The sequence below is a fragment of the Streptomyces sp. NBC_01296 genome (assembly GCF_035984415.1).
Classification (GTDB): domain Bacteria; phylum Actinomycetota; class Actinomycetes; order Streptomycetales; family Streptomycetaceae; genus Streptomyces.
The window spans coordinates 2,674,837-2,693,760 of record NZ_CP130720.1 but is presented as its reverse complement, the minus strand read 5'-3'; the positions used below and the strand labels follow the sequence as shown (position 1 = coordinate 2,693,760).

At 73.2% G+C, this 18,924-nt stretch carries 20 protein-coding genes; 9 read left to right on the top strand and 11 right to left on the bottom strand.

The window, feature by feature from the left end; all coding sequences use genetic code 11:
- Window positions 1–42: 42 nt before the first annotated feature.
- From OG299_RS11930 to OG299_RS11915, 4 genes are all read left to right on the top strand, one after another.
- On the top strand, window positions 43–879 hold the full coding sequence (locus tag OG299_RS11930) for an AraC family transcriptional regulator (RefSeq protein ID WP_266636171.1): 837 nt from the start codon (window positions 43–45) through the stop codon (window positions 877–879).
- A gap of 9 nt (window positions 880–888) precedes the next feature.
- Entirely contained in the window at window positions 889–2,151 is a 1,263-nt protein-coding gene (locus tag OG299_RS11925; RefSeq protein ID WP_327361486.1) for a DUF2716 domain-containing protein, read from the top strand.
- Window positions 2,152–2,240: 89 nt separating this feature from the next.
- Window positions 2,241–2,933 carry an AzlC family ABC transporter permease gene (locus OG299_RS11920; RefSeq protein WP_327364506.1) on the top strand — a complete coding sequence of 231 codons (693 nt, stop codon included), beginning with the start codon at window positions 2,241–2,243 and terminating at the stop codon, window positions 2,931–2,933.
- Window positions 2,930–3,238: an AzlD domain-containing protein gene (locus OG299_RS11915; RefSeq protein WP_053790491.1), complete on the top strand. Its 309-nt coding sequence runs from the start codon at window positions 2,930–2,932 to the stop codon at window positions 3,236–3,238. Before OG299_RS11920 ends, OG299_RS11915 begins: the two co-directional genes overlap by 4 nt.
- A gap of 4 nt (window positions 3,239–3,242) precedes the next feature.
- Here OG299_RS11915 and OG299_RS11910 read toward each other — a convergent pair whose 3' ends face one another.
- Window positions 3,243–4,196, bottom strand: coding sequence for a hypothetical protein (locus tag OG299_RS11910; protein ID WP_327361485.1), 954 nt, complete (start codon window positions 4,194–4,196; stop codon window positions 3,243–3,245).
- A gap of 82 nt (window positions 4,197–4,278) precedes the next feature.
- Here OG299_RS11910 and OG299_RS11905 point away from each other — a divergent pair, with 82 nt between their 5' ends.
- Window positions 4,279–4,473: a DUF3046 domain-containing protein gene (locus OG299_RS11905; RefSeq protein ID WP_327361484.1), complete on the top strand. Its 195-nt coding sequence runs from the start codon at window positions 4,279–4,281 to the stop codon at window positions 4,471–4,473.
- A 213-nt stretch (window positions 4,474–4,686) separates the two neighbouring features.
- The gene (locus tag OG299_RS11900; RefSeq protein WP_266636432.1) at window positions 4,687–5,811 is read left to right on the top strand and encodes an AI-2E family transporter; all 1,125 of its coding nucleotides are present in this window, start codon (window positions 4,687–4,689) and stop codon (window positions 5,809–5,811) included.
- Here OG299_RS11900 and OG299_RS11895 read toward each other — a convergent pair.
- Complete coding sequence (locus tag OG299_RS11895; RefSeq protein WP_266636161.1) at window positions 5,762–6,523, bottom strand: Clp protease N-terminal domain-containing protein; 762 nt, start codon at window positions 6,521–6,523, stop codon at window positions 5,762–5,764. The two genes, OG299_RS11900 and OG299_RS11895, sit on opposite strands and share 50 nt — an antisense overlap.
- A 65-nt stretch (window positions 6,524–6,588) precedes the next feature.
- Window positions 6,589–7,413, bottom strand: coding sequence for a TIGR04222 domain-containing membrane protein (locus tag OG299_RS11890; RefSeq protein ID WP_327361483.1), 825 nt, complete (start codon window positions 7,411–7,413; stop codon window positions 6,589–6,591).
- Between the two features lie 310 nt (window positions 7,414–7,723).
- Between OG299_RS11890 and recA the strand changes: the two genes are divergently transcribed.
- The 3 genes from recA (at window position 7,724) to OG299_RS11875 (ending at window position 12,118) form a co-directional block, all read left to right on the top strand.
- Window positions 7,724–8,833 (top strand): recombinase RecA, encoded by a 1,110-nt coding sequence (gene recA, locus OG299_RS11885; RefSeq protein ID WP_266636157.1) that lies wholly within the window; start codon window positions 7,724–7,726, stop codon window positions 8,831–8,833.
- A 3-nt stretch (window positions 8,834–8,836) separates the two neighbouring features.
- Window positions 8,837–9,481 carry a recombination regulator RecX gene (gene recX, locus OG299_RS11880; protein WP_266636155.1) on the top strand — a complete coding sequence of 215 codons (645 nt, stop codon included), beginning with the start codon at window positions 8,837–8,839 and terminating at the stop codon, window positions 9,479–9,481.
- Between the two features lie 96 nt (window positions 9,482–9,577).
- Window positions 9,578–12,118 carry an FtsX-like permease family protein gene (locus OG299_RS11875; RefSeq protein ID WP_327361482.1) on the top strand — a complete coding sequence of 847 codons (2,541 nt, stop codon included), beginning with the start codon at window positions 9,578–9,580 and terminating at the stop codon, window positions 12,116–12,118.
- Window positions 12,119–12,360: 242 nt separating this feature from the next.
- Here OG299_RS11875 and OG299_RS11870 read toward each other — a convergent pair whose 3' ends face one another.
- The 8 genes from OG299_RS11870 to OG299_RS11835 form a co-directional block, all read right to left on the bottom strand.
- Window positions 12,361–12,753, bottom strand: coding sequence for a rhodanese-like domain-containing protein (locus tag OG299_RS11870; protein WP_327364505.1), 393 nt, complete (start codon window positions 12,751–12,753; stop codon window positions 12,361–12,363).
- The gene (locus tag OG299_RS11865) at window positions 12,744–13,307 is read right to left on the bottom strand and encodes a cupin domain-containing protein (protein WP_327361481.1); all 564 of its coding nucleotides are present in this window, start codon (window positions 13,305–13,307) and stop codon (window positions 12,744–12,746) included. Before OG299_RS11865 ends, OG299_RS11870 begins: the two co-directional genes overlap by 10 nt.
- A gap of 61 nt (window positions 13,308–13,368) precedes the next feature.
- Window positions 13,369–13,455 carry a putative leader peptide gene (locus OG299_RS11860; RefSeq protein ID WP_311318651.1) on the bottom strand — a complete coding sequence of 29 codons (87 nt, stop codon included), beginning with the start codon at window positions 13,453–13,455 and terminating at the stop codon, window positions 13,369–13,371.
- A gap of 33 nt (window positions 13,456–13,488) precedes the next feature.
- Window positions 13,489–15,075: an FAD-dependent monooxygenase gene (locus OG299_RS11855; protein WP_327361480.1), complete on the bottom strand. Its 1,587-nt coding sequence runs from the start codon at window positions 15,073–15,075 to the stop codon at window positions 13,489–13,491.
- Between the two features lie 203 nt (window positions 15,076–15,278).
- On the bottom strand, window positions 15,279–16,172 hold the full coding sequence (locus OG299_RS11850; RefSeq protein ID WP_327361479.1) for an amino acid ABC transporter permease: 894 nt from the start codon (window positions 16,170–16,172) through the stop codon (window positions 15,279–15,281).
- Window positions 16,169–16,843 carry an amino acid ABC transporter permease gene (locus tag OG299_RS11845; protein ID WP_266636146.1) on the bottom strand — a complete coding sequence of 225 codons (675 nt, stop codon included), beginning with the start codon at window positions 16,841–16,843 and terminating at the stop codon, window positions 16,169–16,171. The genes OG299_RS11850 and OG299_RS11845 overlap by 4 nt, the downstream gene beginning before the upstream one ends.
- An 83-nt stretch (window positions 16,844–16,926) precedes the next feature.
- The gene (locus OG299_RS11840) at window positions 16,927–17,778 is read right to left on the bottom strand and encodes a glutamate ABC transporter substrate-binding protein (protein WP_327361478.1); all 852 of its coding nucleotides are present in this window, start codon (window positions 17,776–17,778) and stop codon (window positions 16,927–16,929) included.
- A gap of 87 nt (window positions 17,779–17,865) precedes the next feature.
- Window positions 17,866–18,651 (bottom strand): amino acid ABC transporter ATP-binding protein, encoded by a 786-nt coding sequence (locus tag OG299_RS11835; protein WP_323139548.1) that lies wholly within the window; start codon window positions 18,649–18,651, stop codon window positions 17,866–17,868.
- Window positions 18,652–18,924: the final 273 nt, after the last annotated feature.

The following is an 18,924-nucleotide window of genomic DNA, read 5'->3' as shown; positions in this document are numbered from 1 at the left end:
GCCGCTGATCCGTCGGCCACCACCGAGGCGGAGAATGGGGGGATGGCGGACGAGGCGGTCGAGCGGGAGTGGGCCCGGCACTGGCAGTACGCGGAACTGCCCGGCCTGGACCTGCTGCGCGCCCACTACGTACGCCACACCTTCCCGCGCCACGCCCACGACGGCTACGTCATCGCGGCGGTCACCGGCGGCATCGAGGAGGTCGGCCTGCCCGGCGGCATCGTGCGGGCCGGGCCCGGCAGCGTGGTCCTGATCAACCCCGAGGTGCCGCACACCGCGCGCGCCGGGGTCCCGCAGGGCTGGGCCTACGCCACCCTGTACCCCTCCCGGGAGCTGATCGCCGAGGTCGCCGCGGAGATCGGCAGCCTGCGCGGAACCCCCGGCTTCACCGCCGACTCGGTCACCGACCCGCAGACCTCGCACGTCATCACCGAGGTGCACCGGGCCGCCGAGGAGGGCAACGCGCTGGCCGCCGACACGCTGCTGCGCCGTGCGGTGGCGCGGATGCTGGCCCGGCACGCCGGGCCGCTGCCCGCCCGTGCCGTCCGCAGCGCCGGAGCCGCCGACGCCGCGGCGGCCCGGGCGGTGCTCCAGGAGAGGATGGCGGAGCCGCCGTCGCTGGAACGGCTGGCCGCGGAGCTGGGGACCAGCCCGTTCGCCCTGCTGCGGGCCTTCCGGAAGCGGTACGGGATGCCGCCGCACACCTGGCTGACCGACGCCCGGGTCCGGCAGGCCCGCAGACTGCTGGACGCGGGGACCCCGCCCGCCGAGGCGGCCGTCGCCGTCGGCTTCACCGACCAGCCGCACCTGAACCGGCACTTCACCCGCATCGTCGGCGTCCCGCCGGGCGCGTACCGACGGGAGCGGGCGGGCGGTTAGGCTCCCGCCGTGGACGGGGTGGAGCGGGCCAGGGCGTGGAGGGCGTACGCGGCGCAGCTGCGCGGGCGGGTGCCCGAGTGGCCGCCGACGGGCGCGGTGGTGGAGCAGGACGGGCCCTTCGTACGGACCCACTACGGCACGCACGGGACGGTCGGGCACCGGCCGCTCACGGACGTCCCGCGCGCCGAGCTGGCCGGACTGGTGCGGCGCCAGCAGGAGGCCTTCGCGGCACGCGGCGAACCCGTGCGCTGGAAGGTGTACGGGCAGGACCCGCCGGATCTGGCGGAGGAGCTGGCCGCGGCCGGGTTCACGGCGGACGCCCCGCGCTCCCTGCTCGTCGCGGATCTCGCGCGGCTCGCGCCGGGCCGGGAGACCGGGGTCCGTTCGGTCCCCAGCGGCCTGCCGGCGGATTCCTCGTGGCAGGCCCTGGCCACCGCGAGCGGGCCGCACGCCCAGCCGCTCGCCGAATTCGAGGCCGACCGCGGCTGGCGCTGCGACCCCGGGGACTTCTCCGTGCTGATCGAGCACGGGAAGGCGGTGGCCGCGGGCTGGCTGGAGGTCGCCCGCGGAACCGACTTCATGCTGGTCGGCGGGCTGACCGACCCCGCGACTGCGGCCGCCTTCGTACGGCACTGGACGCCACCCGGCGATGCGAACCACCACCGGCCGGGCGCGGCGGCCTACTGCGCCGCCGAAGCCGACGGGGAGCTGCGCACCGCACTCCTCGCGGCGGGCTTTGACGAGCTCACGACCGTACGCACCTTGCGGATGGACCCGGTCGAACCCCCGGCCCGGACCCGGCCCGTCCGGGAACTCCCCGGGGCCGAGGACGACGTCCTGTGGGACCGGCTGCACGACGAATTCGGCTTCCGGGCCAAGGTCGTGGACATCCCCGGATTCGCCGCCCCGGGCCCGTCCGCCACCTGGCCGCTCGGCGACCCCCACGAGGCGCTCGTCGACGCGCTGGACCGGGTCGTCCTGCGCGGGCTGAGGGCCGTCACCGGGCCCGGGGAGCAGGTGCGCTGGCTGGACTGGCAGCACCCCTGCTATGCCTTCGACCCCCACCGGGTCGGCGGCCCCGGGGAGCCGGAGTGCCCGGGCCAGGCGTATCCCGACGGCGATTTCTACCTCTACGTGGACCCCGCGCTGCGCTTCGGCACCTTCGGCCACCCCTGGGAGCACACGCTGACCGTCTTCGGCGCGGGGCTGCTCGGTGCGGTGGAGGCGGAGCTGACCGCCCTGCTCGGGGAGCCGGTGCGGCGCCGGGGCTGAGGCGCCCCCGTCTCGCGCGTGCAAGAACGTACAAGACCCGACCGCCCTGGCCTGCGTACTTTCGCCGGGTGGGAGAACAACGAACGGTGATGAAGCAGACCCCCGAGGGGGTCGCCGGGCGGCCGCGCAGCGCCGTCGTACGCGACGCGCTCGGGGTCGGGGTGGCCGTGGGGCTGTCGGGGTTCGCGTTCGGGGTGACCGCCGCCGGGGCCGGGATCACTGCGCTGCAGGCCTGTGTGCTGAGCCTGTTCGTGTTCACCGGAGCCTCGCAGTTCGCGCTGGTCGGGGCGCTGGCCGCGGGCGGGAACCCGTTCACCGCGGCCGCCGGTGCCTTCTTCCTCGGTACCCGCAACGCCTTCTACGGGCTGCGGCTTTCGCAGCTGCTCTACGTGCCCGGGGCCGTGCGGCCGCTCGCCGCCCACTGGGTGATCGACGAGACCACCGCCGTGGCGCTGGCGCAGCCCGACCGCAGGTCGGCGCGGCTCGGGTTCACCGTGACCGGGCTGAGCCTGTACGTCCTGTGGAACCTCACCACCCTGCTCGGTGCCCTCGGCGCCGAAGCCCTCGGGGACACCGCCGCATGGGGGCTGGACGCCGCCGGACCGGCCGTCTTCCTGGCCCTGCTCGCGCCGATGCTGAAGACCGCCACCGAGCGGGCCGTCGCCGTGCTCGCCGTCGTCCTCGGGCTCGGCCTGCTCCCGGTGCTGCCCGCCGGGCTGCCCGTGCTCGTCGCCGCCCTCGCCGCCCCCGTGATCCTCTGGCTGAAGGGACGCCGCTCGTGAACGTCTGGCTCGCCATCGGGCTCACCGTCGTCGGCTGCTACGCCGTCAAGCTCGCCGGGCTGCTCGTGCCCGCCGGGGCGCTGGAGCGGCCGCTCGTGCGCAGGCTCGCCGCGCTGCTGCCGGTCGCGCTGCTCGCCGCGCTCACCGCCCAGCAGACCTTCGGCACCGGGCACGAGCTCGTGCTCGACGCCCGCGCCGCAGGGCTGGCCGCCGCCGGGCTCGCGCTGCTGCTGCGGGCCCCGTTCCTGCTCGTGGTCGGGGCCGCCGTGGTCGTCACCGCGGGCGTCCGGGCTCTGGGCGGGTAGCCGCTCAGGGGGGATCGGCGGCCAGGGGACGTCCGTACGCGCGCAGGGTCAGCAGGGCCTCCAGGGTGGCGATCGGGCGGCGCTCCAGCGAGCTGCCCGGCGCCCAGGCGAGGCGGCGCACCGGCCAGCCGCCGTCCGGCTGCTGCGCGGCGGCCAGGAAGTCCAGCGAACGCCTCAGCTCCTCGTCGGTGAACCAGCCGCGCGCCAGCGACTCCGGCCGCCGGGCGAGGTCGTGCGGGAACAGCTGCTCGCCCGGTGCGTGGCCGGGGTACGGCGGGTACTCCCGGCGGCGGCGCGGATCGAGCACGACGAGCCGCTGCTCGCGCACGAGCCGCCCCAGCCGGTCCGCCGCCGCCACCGCCCGCGGCCGGTCGGGGGCGCCGTCGAGGAAGGCCACCGCGCTCTGGACCTCGTACGGGTCCGCACGGCGCAGGGTCTCGACCCGGTCCCAGCAGAAGTCCGTGGCCCGGAACAGCCACGCGTGCCAGATCCGGTTGCGGTGCAGTACGCCGACCACCGGGCCCGTGGTCAGCAGCTCGGCCGGCGGATCGTCGTACAGCGGGTGGTACGGGGCCCCGGGATAGCCGCGCGGGGCCGGAAGGAGCACCGGAAGCGCTCCGTCCGCGGTCGAGACCAGGGTGAGGTGGCGGCAGAGCCGCTCGATCCGCTGCCCGGCGCAGCGGCCCAGGCTGTCCAGGACCCGCAGGGCGTGCGCGGTGTGCAGCGGCTGGCTGAGCGGACCGCGCAGATCGGGATCGAGGGCGTGGCCGTAGCCGCCGTCGGCGTTGAGGTACGAGCCGAGGGCGGTGTCCACCGCGTCGGGGTCCCCGCCGAGGAAGTGGAACGCGAACCGCCGCTGCTCCAGCACCCGGGCCGTGAGCCAGATGAACTGCTCGGCGCGGGCCAGCGGGGTCGGCGGGGTGGGTGGGGCCAGCGAGGAAGCTTCGTCTCCAGGCATGCGTGAAACCGTAGGGCGCGGCGGCGCGGGGACGGGGGGCGAACAGCGCCGGTGCACTCTCCCGGGGCGGGATACTGGGGGCATGCGGTTGACGATTTTCTGGGAGCGGATGGCCGAGCACTTCGGTACGGGCTACGCGGAGTCCTTCGCGCGGGACCACGTCATGACGGAGCTCGGCGGACGCACCGTCCACCAGGCGCTCGAGGCGGGCTGGGAAGCCAAGGACGTGTGGCGCGCGGTGTGTTCGGCGATGGACGTGCCGGCCTCGCTGCGCTGACGCAGACGGCCGTTTCCCCCTCCGCGCGGCGGGTGGGACAGACTGGGGCGCGTGGCAGCCACCGATGAGACGACCGTGACGACGACCGGCACCGCCGACACCACCGGGTCGGCCGGTACGGCCGAGGCGGCGGCCGGCCGCACCGGGCCGGGCCCCGCCGGTCCCGCAGGGCCTCCCGGCGGCGCCACCGCCCAGGCGGCGCCCGGGGCTCGGATGCCGCGCTGGCTGCCGCGCGCCGTCGTCCTCGTCCTGGCCCTCATCGCCTGCTTCCAGCTCGGCAGCTGGGCCTTCCACCAGCTGACCGGACTGCTCGTCAACATCCTGATCGCGTTCTTCCTCGCGCTCGCGATCGAACCCGCCGTGGCCCGGATGTCGGCCCGCGGCATGCGCCGCGGCCTCGCCACCTTCCTGGTGTTCCTCGGGGTTTTCGTCGCGGCCGTCGGCTTCGTCGTCCTGCTCGGCTCGATGCTCGCCGGGCAGATCGTGGCGATGGTGCAGGGCTTCCCGGGCTATCTCGACTCGGTGATCGGCTCGATCAACACCACCTTCCACACCAAGCTGTCCCGGCTCGCGATCCAGGACAGCCTGCTGCACTCCGACTGGCTCCAGAAGTACGTACAGAACAGCGCGACCGGCGTGCTCGACGTGTCCGCCACCGTGCTCGGCGGGCTCTTCAGGCTGCTGACGGTCGGGCTCTTCTCCTTCTACTTCGCCGCCGACGGGCCGCGGCTGCGGCGCGCGCTGTGCTCCGTACTGCCCCCCGCGAAGCAGTCGGAGGTGCTGCGCGCCTGGGAGATCGCCGTAGCCAAGACGGGCGGCTACCTCTACTCGCGCGGACTGATGGCCCTGGTCTCCGGCATCGCGCACTACGTCGTCTTCGCGGTCCTCGACGTGCCGTACGCGCCCGCGCTCGCGGTGTGGGTGGGGCTGGTCTCCCAGTTCATCCCCACCATCGGCACCTACCTGGCGGGCGCGCTGCCGATGCTGATCGCCTTCCCGGGCTCGCCCTGGTACGCGCTCTACGTCCTCGGATTCGTGGTGGTCTACCAGCAGTTCGAGAACTACGTGCTGCAGCCGAAGCTGACCGCGAAGACGGTCGACATCCACCCGGCGGTGGCCTTCGGGTCCGTCATCGCGGGCACCGCCCTGCTGGGCGCGGTCGGGGCGCTGATCGCGATCCCGGCCGTCGCCACGCTGCAGGCGTTCCTCGGCGCGTACGTGAAGCGGTACGAGGTGACGGAAGGGGCCTCCGGGGCTTCCGGGGCGGCCGGGGCCTCCGGGGATCCGGCTACTCCTTCTCCTCGGCCGTGGCGAGGAAGGCTGCCAGGGCCTCGGTGACGGTCGCCTCGACACCGGCCTTGTCCACGCCGAGGCCGCTGAAGACGCCCTCGCCGTTCTCGAGTTCGAGGAGCGCGAGCAGGATGTGCTCGGTGCCGACGTAGTTGTGGCCGAGGCGCAGCGCCTCGCGGAAGGTGAGCTCCAGGGCCTTCTTGGCGGAGGCGTCGAAGGGGATGAGGGCGGGGAGCTCCCCGGTGGCGGCCGGGGGCAGGCCGGCGGTCGCCGCGGCGCGGAGGTCGTCCACCGAGACCTGCTGGGCGCGCAGGGCGAGCGCGGCGAGGCCCTCCGGCTCGGCGAGCAGTCCGAGGACGAGGTGCTCGGTGCGGATCTCGGTGTTGCCGGCCGCGCGGGTCTCGTTCTGCGCGGTCACGACGACGTTGCGGGCGCGGGGGGTGAAGCGGCCGAAGCCCTGGTTGGGGTCCATACCGCCCTCGCCCTCCTTGTCGGCCTTGGGGACGAAGCGCTTCTGGGCGGCCTGGCGGGTGACGCCCATGCTGCGGCCGATGTCCGTCCAGGAGGCGCCGGAGCGGCGGGCCTGGTCCACGAAGTGGCCGATGAGGTGGTCCGCGACGTCACCGAGGGACTCGGCGACGACGACGGCGCCGCTGAGCTGCTCCAGGGTGTCGGTGTGGACCTTCTTGATGGCCTCGATCAGGTCGTCGAGGCGTACCGGATTGGTCATGCGAACGGGTTCCACCGAAGGGTTCGTCATGAGTGCAACCGTAGGTTGACAGTCGAAGGGGTGTCAACCCTGGGTTGTCAGTTGAGGGGCCGGGGTCAACCCGGGGCCTCGTGGGGCGGTGCGGGGGAGGACGGGGGTGCGGGCGTGGGGCCGGCCAGGGCGGCGGGGGCGCGGGAGATGCCGTGGCGGACGACCTCGACGAGCGCGGACCGGACCTCCGCGGGGACCGGGGCGTCGGGCACCGGCCAGGGGATGTGCGGCGGCGGCCGCGTCTCGTCCGCGGAGACCTCGCGGCTGCGGCGCCGGCCCGTGGCGGTGGCGTGGTCGGGCACCGGTCCGGCGAACAGGCCGGTGAGCCCCGTCACCGCGCCGAGCGCGGCGAACGCGAGGAACGGCCCCAGGCCGTCGCCCTCCCCGGTGGCGGATTCGACGGCGCAGGCCGCGACCGTTGCCGGGACCGCGAGTGCCACCAGCACCTGCTGCACGACCTGGGTGCGCGCGGCCCGCTCGCGGCGCCCGGGATCGACGGCCAGGCCCCGTGCGGCCAGACCCTTCCCGACCGCGGCGGTGGCGGGGGAGGCGGCGACGAGCTTCCCGAGCCGGTCCACGCGCGGCGCCGGAGACCCTCCTGCGCGGCGGAGGGCGTCCGCCTGTACGGGGTCGGCCGGCGCGGGCTCCTCCCGTACGCCGGCCCCGACCCGGCCGTCGGCGCCGACCGGCAGCATCCCGGCCAGGTGCAGCGCCGTGAGCGCCACCTCGGCGACGCGCTGCCGGCCGCCGGCCAGGTACGCGGCCTCGTACAGGCCGAGCGCCCCGGTGTCCGCCCGGCCCTCGGGATCGAGCCCGCGCTGCAGCGGGATGCGGGCGAAGGTCGCGCCGAGCAGCGGCACGGCCGAACCCAGGAAGATGTAGACCCACACCGTCGCCCCCGACTCCCGCGTCCCGTCGTGCCCTGCCTGCCCGGTACCGCTCCGTTCTGTTCCGTTCCGCCTGAGTGTGGGCCCGCCCGGTGGCCGGGGCAATGCGTCGGACCGGACCCGTCGGCCCGCAGGTCGGACGGCTCTGCGGGGCGGCCCGCGCCGGGTGGGGCGTGGCGCGCTTGACAGGGAAATCGAACATCCATTCTGATGAGTTATCCACAGCCGAAACGGACGTGGGAGCGCATTGTCAGTGGCAGGCGTTAGCGTCAATGGCGTGAAGCGATCGACTCAAGCAAACCGGGTGGAACCCATGGCAGGCACCGACCGCGAGAAGGCTCTCGACGCCGCGCTCGCACAGATTGAACGGCAATTCGGCAAGGGTGCGGTCATGCGCCTCGGCGACAAGCCGAACGACCCCATCGAGGTCATCCCCACCGGGTCGACCGCGCTGGACATCGCCCTCGGCGTCGGCGGGCTGCCCCGCGGCCGCGTGATCGAGGTGTACGGCCCGGAGTCCTCCGGTAAGACGACCCTGACCCTGCACGCCGTGGCCAACGCACAGAAGGCCGGCGGCACCGTCGCCTTCGTGGACGCCGAGCACGCGCTCGACCCCGAGTACGCGAAGGCCCTCGGCGTCGACACCGACAACCTCATCCTGTCGCAGCCGGACACCGGCGAGCAGGCGCTGGAGATCGTGGACATGCTCGTCCGCTCCGGTGCCCTCGACCTGATCGTCATCGACTCCGTGGCGGCCCTCGTGCCGCGCGCCGAGATCGAGGGCGAGATGGGCGACTCGCACGTGGGGCTCCAGGCCCGCCTGATGAGCCAGGCGCTCCGTAAGATCACCGGTGCGCTCAACCAGTCCAAGACCACCGCGATCTTCATCAACCAGCTCCGCGAGAAGATCGGTGTGATGTTCGGCTCGCCGGAGACCACCACCGGTGGCCGCGCGCTGAAGTTCTACGCCTCCGTGCGCCTCGACATCCGCCGTATCGAGACCCTCAAGGACGGCACGGACGCGGTCGGCAACCGTACCCGCGTCAAGGTCGTCAAGAACAAGGTCGCGCCGCCCTTCAAGCAGGCCGAGTTCGACATCCTCTACGGCCAGGGCATCAGCCGCGAGGGCGGCCTGATCGACATGGGCGTGGAGCACGGCTTCGTGCGCAAGGCCGGCGCCTGGTACACGTACGAGGGCGACCAGCTCGGACAGGGCAAGGAGAACGCCCGCAACTTCCTGAAGGACAACCCCGACCTCGCCAACGAGATCGAGCGGAAGATCAAGGAGAAGCTGGGCGTGGGCGTGCGCAAGGACGCCGCCGCCGACGGGGCGGCCGCCGGCGCGCCTGCCGAGGCCGCGGCCGTGCCCGCCCCCGCATCGAAGGCCAAGACGACGGCCAAGGCCGCCGTCGCCAAGAGCTGACCCGTGCGGGAGCAGGAAAGGGGCGGCGGGAACGGCGGCCGGGAGGGCCGTCGCGAAGGCAGCCGCGAACGCGGCCGTGAAGGCCGTCGCGAAGGACGTGCCGAAGGCCGTGGCGAAGGCCGCCAGGAACTGCCGCCCCAGAGTCCCGAGGAGCAGGCGCGGGCGATCTGCCTGCGCCTGCTCACCGGGATGCCGCGCACCCGGCGGCAGCTCGCGGACGCCCTGGAGAAGCGGGGCATCCCCGAGGAGGTGTCGCAGGAGGTCCTCTCCCGGTACGAGGAGGTCGGCCTGATCGACGACGCCGCGTTCGCCGGGGCCTGGGTCGAGTCCCGGCACCGCGGCCGGGGGCTCGCCCGCCGGGCGCTCGCCCAGGAGCTGCGCACCAAGGGGGTGCACGCCACCCTCGTCCAGGAGGCCCTGGAGCAGCTGGACTCCGACCAGGAGGAGCAGACCGCCCGGGAGCTCGTGGAGCGCAAGCTCCGCGCCACCCGGGGCCTGGAGCGGGACAAGCGGATCCGGCGGCTCGCCGGGATGCTCGCCCGCAAGGGGTACCCGGAGGGCATGGCCCTGCGGGTGGTCCGGCGCGCGCTGGAGGAAGAGGGCGACGACGGCACGGACGCGGACGACCTGGGGTACCCGGGGTTCTGAGCTGCGCCGCAGGACCCGGGGGTGGGGAAAGCCCCCGGGTGCAGACGCCGGGGCGCTCCACTGCCAAGAAGCAGGCCCGGCGGCAGAGTTGCCCGCATGATGCTGCGTTACGCCCTCCAGACCGTCAGGGACCGCAAAGCCGGTTTCCTCGGCGCCTTCGTCGCCCTCCTGTGCGCGGCGGCCCTCGTCACCGCCTGCGGCACGCTCCTGGAAACCGGACTCCGCGGAAAGATCGCCACCGAGCGCTACGCGGCCGCGCCGGTCGTCGTCTCCGCGGACCAGAACGTCCACCAGACCACGGTCAAGGAGAAGAAGGGCAAGGCCAAGACGAAGCACAAGGCCAAGCCCGTCGCCGAGCGGGCGTGGCTCCCCGCCTCCACGGTGGACGCGGTCCGGTCCGTGCCGGGCGTCGAGCGGGCCGTACCGGAGCTCAGCTTCCAGGCCGTCCCGCTGGTCAAGGCCCCCGGCGGCGCGAAGCCCTCGTACGGGCACGCCTGGACCTCCGCCGCGCTCACCCCCTTCACGCTCACCGAGGGCCGCGCCCCCCAGGGCGGCGGCGAGGTCGTCGTCGACCGTGAACTGGCCGCCCGCGCGGGGCTGAAGCCCGGCGCCCCGCTCACCGTGCAGGCCACCGGCGAGCCGAAGACGTACACCGTCAGCGGGATCGCGCGGAGCGCCCGCGGCGATCTCGCACGGCAGAACGCGCTGTTCTTCGGCGACGCCGAGGCGCAGCGGCTGGCCGCCCGCGACGGACAGGTCACCGCCATCGGGGTACTGCCGGCGCCCGGGACCGACCCCGGCGAGCTGGCCGGGCGCATCGAGCATGCACTGCGCGGCACCGGCGCGCAGGTCACCGCGGGCGACGCACGCGGGCCCGTGGAGTTCCTCGACGCGGCCGGCGCACGCATCAAGCTGGTCTCCATGGGCGGGGCCATGGGCGGCACCTCGCTGCTCGTCGCGATCCTCGTGGTCGTCGGGACCTTCTCCCTCTCCGTCCAGCAGCGCTACCGCGAACTCGCCCTGCTGCGGGCCATCGCCGCCACCCCCAAGCAGCTGCGCCGCATGATCGGCCGCGAGGCCCTCGTCGTGGGCTTGGCCGCCGGTGCCGCCGGGGCGCTCGCCGGGCTCCCGCTCGCCGCCTGGCTGCACGGCCGGTTCGTCGAGAGCGGGGTCGTGCCCGCCAACCTGGAGCGCACCGCCGGGATCTTCCCGATGTTCGCCGCCGTCGGCGCGAGCCTGCTCGGCGCCTGGGCCGCGGCCCGGATCACCGGGCCGCGGATCGCCCGGATCCGCCCGGCCGAGGCGCTGGCCGAAGCCGCCCTCGAGCGGGGGCGGCCCGCGTGGATCCGGATCGCGATCGGGGTGCTGCTGCTGGCCGGCGGTGTGGTGCTGGTCGCCGTGCTGAGTGTGCTGCGCACCGAGCCCGCTTCGACCCCGGTGACCTTCCTGGCGGTCGTGGTGCTCGCCGGAGCGGTCTCGCTGCTCGGCCCGCTGCTCGTACGGGGCGCGACCGCGCTGCTCGCCGGGCCGCTGCGGCTGGCCGGCGCGGGCGGGCACCTGGCCACCGCGAACCTGCGCGGCAACGCCACCCGGATGGCCTCCGCGGTCACCCCGCTCGCCCTGCTGATCGGCATGACCTGCACCGTCCTGTTCATCACGCCGACGCTGGGCAACGCCGCCCGGGCGCAGGCCCGTGACGGGGTCCGGGCCGGCTGGGTGCTGGCCGCGCAGGGGCCGGGTGTGACCGGCGCTGCCGCGGAGCGCATCCGCCGGACCCCCGGGGTCACGGCGGCCACCGAGATCGTGCACACGTCCGTACGGGTGGGGCTGACGAAGTACGGCGCGCAGGGGGTGACCCCGGCCGGGCTGGCGCGGACCTGGGACCCCGGTGTGACGAGCGGGAGCCTGGACGGCTTCGGCGAGAAGAGCGTGGCCGTGAGCGAACTGGCCGCCGATCAGCTGGGGCTGAAGCCGGGGAGCCCGCTGAAGCTGGCGCTGGGCGACGGGACGCCGGTCACCCTGACCGTCTCGGCCGTGTACGCGCGGGGGCTGGGCTTCGGGGACCTGACGCTGCCGCACGACCTGGTCGCGGCGCACGTGGACAACCCGCTGGCGAGCAGCGTGCTGGTGGCGGCGGAGCCGGGGACCGGGCGGGAGCAGCTGGCCGCGGCGGTACGGGAGTTCCCGGGGGTCGCGGTGCTGTCGGCGCACGACGCGGACGAGGTACGGGCGGAGCGGCAGCAGGCCGGCGCCGAGATCAACCTGCTGGCGATGGGGCTGGTGCTGGCCTTCACCGCGATCGCCGTGGTCAACACGCTGGCGATGTCCACGGCGGAGCGGCTGCGGGAGTTCGCGATGCTGCGGCTGGCGGGGGCGAAGCGGCGGCAGGTGCTGCGGATGCTGCGGGCCGAGGCGGTGGCGGTGCTGCTGATCGGGGCGGTGCTGGGGTCGGGGATCTCGCTGGCCGTACTGACCGCGTTCAGTGTGGGCATGACGGGAGCGGCTGCGCCGGCGGTGCTGCCGGTGGTGTACGTGGGGGTGCTGGGGGTGGCGGGGCTGCTGGCCCTCGCGGCCACCGCCCTGCCGGGCCGGGTTGCGCTGCGGGTCCCTCCGGTGGAGGTGGCCACCTCGAGGTAGCGGCCGCCACCTGCGGGCCGCCGCCTGCCGTCCGCCGTCCGTCGCCCGCCGGCCCGGGGTCGCACCGCTTCGGTGGTGCGGCCCCGGGCCGAGTGGTGGGCGTGGCCTGCGGCGCTGGTCCCCTACCCGCCCTTCTCCCGTTCACCGGGCGCTGCCCGGACCCGGTCCTCAAATGCCGGACGGGCTGGAAGAGCCGGGCGCTGTCCGGACCCGTTCCCAGACGCCGGACGGGCTGGGAGGTGTCAGGTGACGGGGAGGCCTGCGGCCTTCCAGGCTTGGAAGCCGCCGGTCAGATCCGTGGCGCGGTGGAGGCCCAGGGCGTGGAGGGAGGCCGCCGCCAGGGAGGAGGCGTAGCCCCCGTTGCAGATCACCACCACCCGCAGGTCGTGCGAGGTGGCCTCGGGGGCGCGGTGCGAGCCCTGGGGGTCCAGGCGCCACTCGAGCTCGTTGCGCTCGACCACCAGCGCACCCGGGATCAGGCCGTCGCGCTCGCGCAGCGCCTGGTAGCGGATGTCCACCAGGAGGGCGTCGCCCGCCCGGAACGCGGCGTACGCCTGCTCCGGCTCGATGCGGGCGTACGCCGAACGGACCTGTTCCAGCAGGGCGTCGATGCCGGTCGGGGCGCTCACTGCCAGTCCGCCGGGCGCTCGACCTGCTCCAGCGTCAGCACCTGGCCGGTGCGGCTGTAGCGGCGGATCAGGGGCAGCGGCGGATAGTACGCGTGCACCGAGACCGCGTGCTCCGCCTCCGACTCGTTGAGCACCTCGTGGACGTGGTGCTCGCCGAAGGCCCGGCCCGTCCCCGCGCCCAGGCTGCGGCTGCGGTCCACGTCGGCGGCGAGCTCCAGGCTCCGCCAGCCCTCCGAGGGCAGCCGGACCGCCAGGGAGTGCTCCCGGAGGCGGCCGCGGGCGGTGGCGAACGCGCCCCGCGATGCGGCGTGGTCGTGCCAGCCGGTGCCGGTGCCCGGCGGCCAGCCGATCACCCAGGCCTCGCTGCCGCCCGGCCCGTCGAGGCGGATCCAGGTGCGGCCCTCGGGGTCGAGGGGGAGGGAGTCGATGACCGCCGGGTCGGCGGCGGTGCGCAGGGCGAAGTCGAGGAGTTCCGCAGCCGTCACGGCATCGGCGGGTGCGGGGGCGTGCGGAGGTGAGAGGGGCGCAGTGGGTGCACTGGGTGCAAGGGGCGCATACATGGGGGCGTGACCGTCCTGGGGGTTCGCGAAAGTGCGCGCGGAGCGCGCCGGGATGGGCGAATCAGCAGGAAGGGCGACACACGCAGCCCGCGTAGCGGAGCAGGTCCATATGGACCCTCCGCCACAGGCGTACGTCGTTGCCGGTCATGTCGGCGAGTGAAGCATGCGGACCGGAGACCGGTCAATCGATCACGGCCGGATGAGTCGAAGACGACTCGAGCGGGGCGGGCGCCCCCAGCCGGACGGTGTCCGCCGCCTCGTACAGCTCGGCCGGCCGTACGCCCGCGAAGGTCGCCGCCAGGTGTCCGTCCGGCCTGACCAGGAGGACGGTGTGCGCCGGAGCCCCCGGGTAGCCGTCCGCGACCAGCAGTTCCGTACGGACCGGGAGGGCGCTCACCGCCGCCGCGAGCCGGGGCATCAGCCCGGCGCCCAGCCAGTGCCGCCGGTCCCAGACCCCGGTGCCCGGGGCGACCAGGACCACCAGCAGGCGGCCCCGCCCCAGCAGGTCGCGCAGCGGCACGGTCGCCCCGTCGGGCGCGGTGACGGGAACGTTGGCCACCTGACCGCCCGGCTCCGTGTCGGTGGGCACCTCGCGCACGGCCACGGGCGGGGCGTACGTCGGTGCCGCGCCGAGCGGCCCCCGCCCCAGGTGGCCGTCGGTCAGCAGCAGCTCGCCGGAGCGGCTGGCACCGGGCAGGTACGTCCGCAGCCCGCCGCCCCCGCGCAGTACGGGCATCGCCTGGTCGGCGGCGCGCAGCCGGGCCGCGACGGCGGTGCGGCGCTCGCCCTCGTAGCTGTCGAGCAGGGCCTCGGAGGCGCCCTGGTGCCAGGCCAGGGACAGCTTCCAGGCGAGGTTCTCGGCGTCCCGGAGCCCCTCGTCGACCCCCTGCGTGCCGACCGCGCCCAGCAGGTGGGCGGCGTCCCCGGCGAGGAAGGCGCGGCGGTCGCGCCAGCGCCGGGCGAGCCGGTGGTGCAGCGTGTAGACCCCGGTGTCGAGCAGCTCGTACGGAGGTGTCGTGCCCCCGCACCACACGGCCAGGGTGTCCCGGATCAGGGTGACGAGGGCGTCGGGCGTGACGAGCTCCCCGCGGGCCGGGAGCAGCCAGTCCAGCCGCCACACCCCGTCGGGCAGCGGCCGGGCGCTGACCTCGGGCACGCCGGGCGCCGGGGCGCGGTGCAGCAGGGCCTCGCCGGGCCAGGGGAGTTCGGTGCGCAGCGCGGCCACGGCGTGCCGCTCGACGGCGGTGCGGCCCGGGAAGCGGATGCCGAGCAGCTTGCGCACGGTGGAGCGGGCCCCGTCGCAGCCGACCAGGTAACTCCCGCGCCACCAGGTGGTCTCGGCACCCCGGGTGTGCGCGGTGACCCCGCGCTCGTCCTGTTCGAGGGAGTCCAGTTTGCTGTCGGTGACCAGCTGGACCAGCGGATGTGCGGCCGCGGCGTCGCGCAGCCCGCGCGTGAGGGCGTGCTGCGGCAGGTGCAGGGGAGCCTGGCGGTCCTCGAAGGTGACGCGCCGGGCGTCGTCGGTGCGGCTGCGGCGCCGCATGGTGCGCCAGGCGGCGAAGAGCGCCCCCTCGTCGCGCAGCGTCGTACAGCCCAGCCGGTGGACCATGGCCGAGGTGTCCTCGTGCAGGACGACCGTACGGGCAGGTCGGGGCAGGTCCTTGCCGGGTCCCTCGTCGAGCACGACGCTGGGCACGCCCGACCCGGCCAGGGCCAGGGCCAGGGACAGTCCGACGGGCCCCGCGCCGACGACGATCACCGGGTCCATGATGCGGCTCCCGATGTCCGGTATGTGATCACAGAACGTATGCAACCCACTGGAGGTGCCTGCGTCAAGTGACGCCGGTCCGGCCAACGCCGTGTGGTGCGGCGGATGAGTTCCGCCGCACCACAGGTGTCACGCCAGTGTACTGACCGGGTGTCAGGATCCCGCGTTGGGGGAGCCGTGTCCGCCGGGCTTCGGGACGGGGGTCAGGGAGCCTCGCCCACGCCGGCCGCACCGCCCGCGTCGACCTCGGCCACGTCCCCGGCGACGACCGCGCCGGTGCCCTTCTTCGACTTCCGCAGCCGCCCTTCGATCCAGGAGGCGAAGGTGGTGAGCATGAAGTTCACGACGATGTAGATCAGCGCGATCACGACGAGCGTCGGGATGGTGTTGCTGTAGTTCGCCGAGATCTGCCGGTTCATCGACAGCAGCTCGGCCAGACCCAGCACCGCGCCGCCGATCGCGGTGTCCTTGAGGATCACCACGAGCTGGCTGACCAGCGCCGGCAGCATGGCCGTGACAGCCTGCGGGATCAGGACGTTCGCCATGATCTGGCCCTTGCGCATGCCGATCGCCTTGGCCGCGTCGGTCTGGCCCCGCGGCAGCGACTGGATGCCGGCGACGACGATCTCGGCGATGACCGCGGAGTTGTACAGCACCAGGCCGGTGACCACCGCGTACAGCGGCCGCAGCTCGGAGCTGACGGTGCTGAAGCGCACGTACAGCGCGGAGCCGAACAGCATCAGCATCAGCACCGGGATGGCGCGGAAGAACTCGACCCAGGTGCCCACCGGGATCCGTACCCACCGGTGGTCGGAGAGCCGGCCGATACCGAGGAGCGCGCCCAGCGGCAGCGCGATGACCATGGCGATCAGGCCGGCCTTGAGGGTCTCGCCGAGGCCGGGCAGCAGGAACGTCGTCCAGACCTGGCTGTCGGTGACGAACGGGGACCACTTGTCGGCGTCGAGCTGGCCCTTGTCGGCCATGGTGCCGAGCACCCACCACAGGATCAGCCCGACCACCACGAGGAAGACGGCCGTGTAGATCCAGTTGCGCGCCCTGGCCTTGGGGCCGGGGGTGTCGTACAGCACGGAGCTCATCGCTTCACCGCCACTCGCTTGGCCACCCAGCCCAGCAGCAGGCCAGTGGGCAGGGTCAGCACGACGAAGCCGAGGGCGAAGACGCCGAAGACCGCGAAGAGCGCCTGCGGCTCGTTCTCAATCATTTCCTTCATCAGCAGGGCCGCTTCGGCCACGCCGATGGCCGCCGCCACCGTGGTGTTCTTGGTGAGGGCGATCAGTACGTTCGTGAGCGGGGCGACGACCGCCCGGAAGGCCTGGGGGAGCACGATCATCGTGAGCACCTGGAAGAAGCTCAGGCCCAGTGCGCGGGCGGCTTCAGCCTGGCCCACGGGTACCGTGTTGATGCCCGAGCGGAGCGCCTCGCAGACGAACGTGCCGGTGTAGGCGATGAAGCCGAGGACGGCGAGCCGGAACCCGATCTCCTTGAACGTGCCGCCGCCGAGCGTGACCCCGAGGGTCTGATTCAGACCCAGCGAGCAGCCGATGATGATGACGGTCAGTGGGATGTTGCGCACGATGTCGACGTACGCGGTACCGAAGGCCCGCATCACCGGGACCGGGCTGACCCGCATCCCGGCCAGGACGGTGCCCCAGACCAGGGATCCGACCGCCGAGTAGAGGGTGAGCTGAACCGTCACCCAGAAGGCTCCGAGCACGTCGTACTGCCCGGAAGTAAGAAAGTCGAACACGTTGCCCTGCGCTCTCCCCAGGATGGCCGGTGAGGTGCGCCGCCGTCCGCGGCAGGCGGACGGCGACGCTCCTCACCGAGGAATCAGCTGCCTTCGGTGATCTGCGGGGCCGGCTCGGCCTTGTAGTTGGCCGGGCCGAAGTTCTTCTCCACGGCCTTCTGCCAGGAGCCGTCCTCGACCATCTTCTTCAGCGCGGCATTGACCTTCGTCTGGAGGTCCTTGTCGCCCTTCTTCAGGCCGATGCCGTAGGGCTCGTCGCTGAGCTTCAGGCCGACCAGCTTGAACTTGCCCTTGTTCTTCTCCTGCGCGGCGTAGCCGGCGAGAATCGAGTCGTCCGTGGTCAGCGCGTCCACGGCCTTGTTCTCCAGGCCGGTGAGGCACTCGGAGTAGCCCGGGTACTGCTGGAGGTCGGCCTTGGGGGCCAGCTTGTCGTGGACGTTCTGCGCCGAGGTGGAGCCGGTGACCGAGCACAGCTTCTTGCTGTTGAGGTCCTCGGCCTTGGTGATCGAGGTGTCGTCGGCGCGGACCAGCAGGTCCTGGTGGGCCTTGAAGTACGGGCCGGCGAAGTCGACCTTCGCCTTGCGCTTGTCGTTGATCGTGTAGGTCGCGACGACGAGCTTCACGTCACCGTTGGCCAGCAGGTTCTCGCGCTCGGCGCTGACCGCCTGCTTGAACTCGATCTGGTCCGGCTGGTAGCCGAGCTCCTTGGCCACGTAGGTCGCCACGTCGACGTCGAAGCCCGCGAACTTGCCGTCCGGGGTCTTGAGGCCCAGACCCGGCTGGTCGAACTTGATGCCGATGACGATCTTGTCCTTGGCGCCGCCGGACGCGCCGCCGTCACTGCTCGCCTTGTCGCTGCTGCCGCCGCAGGCGGTCGCGGTCAGAGCGAGGACTGCGGCCACGGCCGCGGCCGCACCGGCCTTGAAAACCTTCATGGTGAACTTCCCTCGGATGAGACGTTGTTGGACGACGAGCGACACGAGTGCTCTGAGCCGCCAGGGGATCACTACCAGACAAGACCGTCAGTGGTGCAGGATCTTCGAAAGGAAGTCCTTGGCGCGGTCACTGCGCGGGTTGCTGAAGAACTGCTCGGGCGCGGCCTCTTCGACGATCTTTCCGTCGGCCATGAAGACGACCCGATTGGCCGCAGACCGGGCGAAGCCCATCTCGTGCGTGACGACCACCATCGTCATGCCCTCCCGGGCGAGCTGCTGCATGACCTCCAGCACCTCGTTGATCATTTCCGGGTCGAGCGCCGAGGTCGGCTCGTCGAACAGCATCACCTTGGGGTCCATCGCCAGCGCACGGGCGATCGCCACGCGCTGCTGCTGGCCGCCGGAGAGCTGCGCCGGGTACTTGTCGGCCTGCGAGCCGACACCCACCCGGTCCAGCAGGGACTTCGCCTTCTCGAGCGCCGCTGCCTGGTCCGTCTTGCGGACCTTGAGCTGACCGAGCATCACGTTCTGCAGCACCGTCTTGTGCGCGAACAGGTTGAAGGACTGGAAGACCATGCCCACATCGGCACGCAGCCGGGCCAGTTCCCGTCCCTCCGAGGGCAGTTCCTTGCCGTCGACCGTGATGGTGCCCGAGTCGATCGTCTCCAGCCGGTTGATGGTCCGGCACAGCGTGGACTTGCCCGATCCCGACGGACCGATCACCACGACGACCTCACCGCGGGCAATGCTCAGATCGATGTCCTGAAGCACGTGCAGCGCGCCGAAGTGCTTGTTGACGTTGCTCAGCACGACCAGGTCGTCCGCGGCCCCGGCCGCATCCTGCACGTCCTTGGTCACTGATACTCCGCTCATCGGCAACTTGCTCCGTCCTCCTCGGTTGGGAGGACAGTAGTGACGCGGCGCGCACACCGTCATCACATCTGAGGGAGAATTGAGCATAACGAAACGGCCTCGCTCCGATACGCTCCGTGCGCACCACGGCAACCGGGCCGGTTCGCCCGTACCGGGTGCGTAACGGAAGACGCGCCGGACCGGAACCCCCTTGACGTGGGCCTCTCCATCGGCGTGGATGCAGGGTGGCCCTGACCGCGGGCCCTGATCAGAAAAAAACAGGAAAGGGGGACG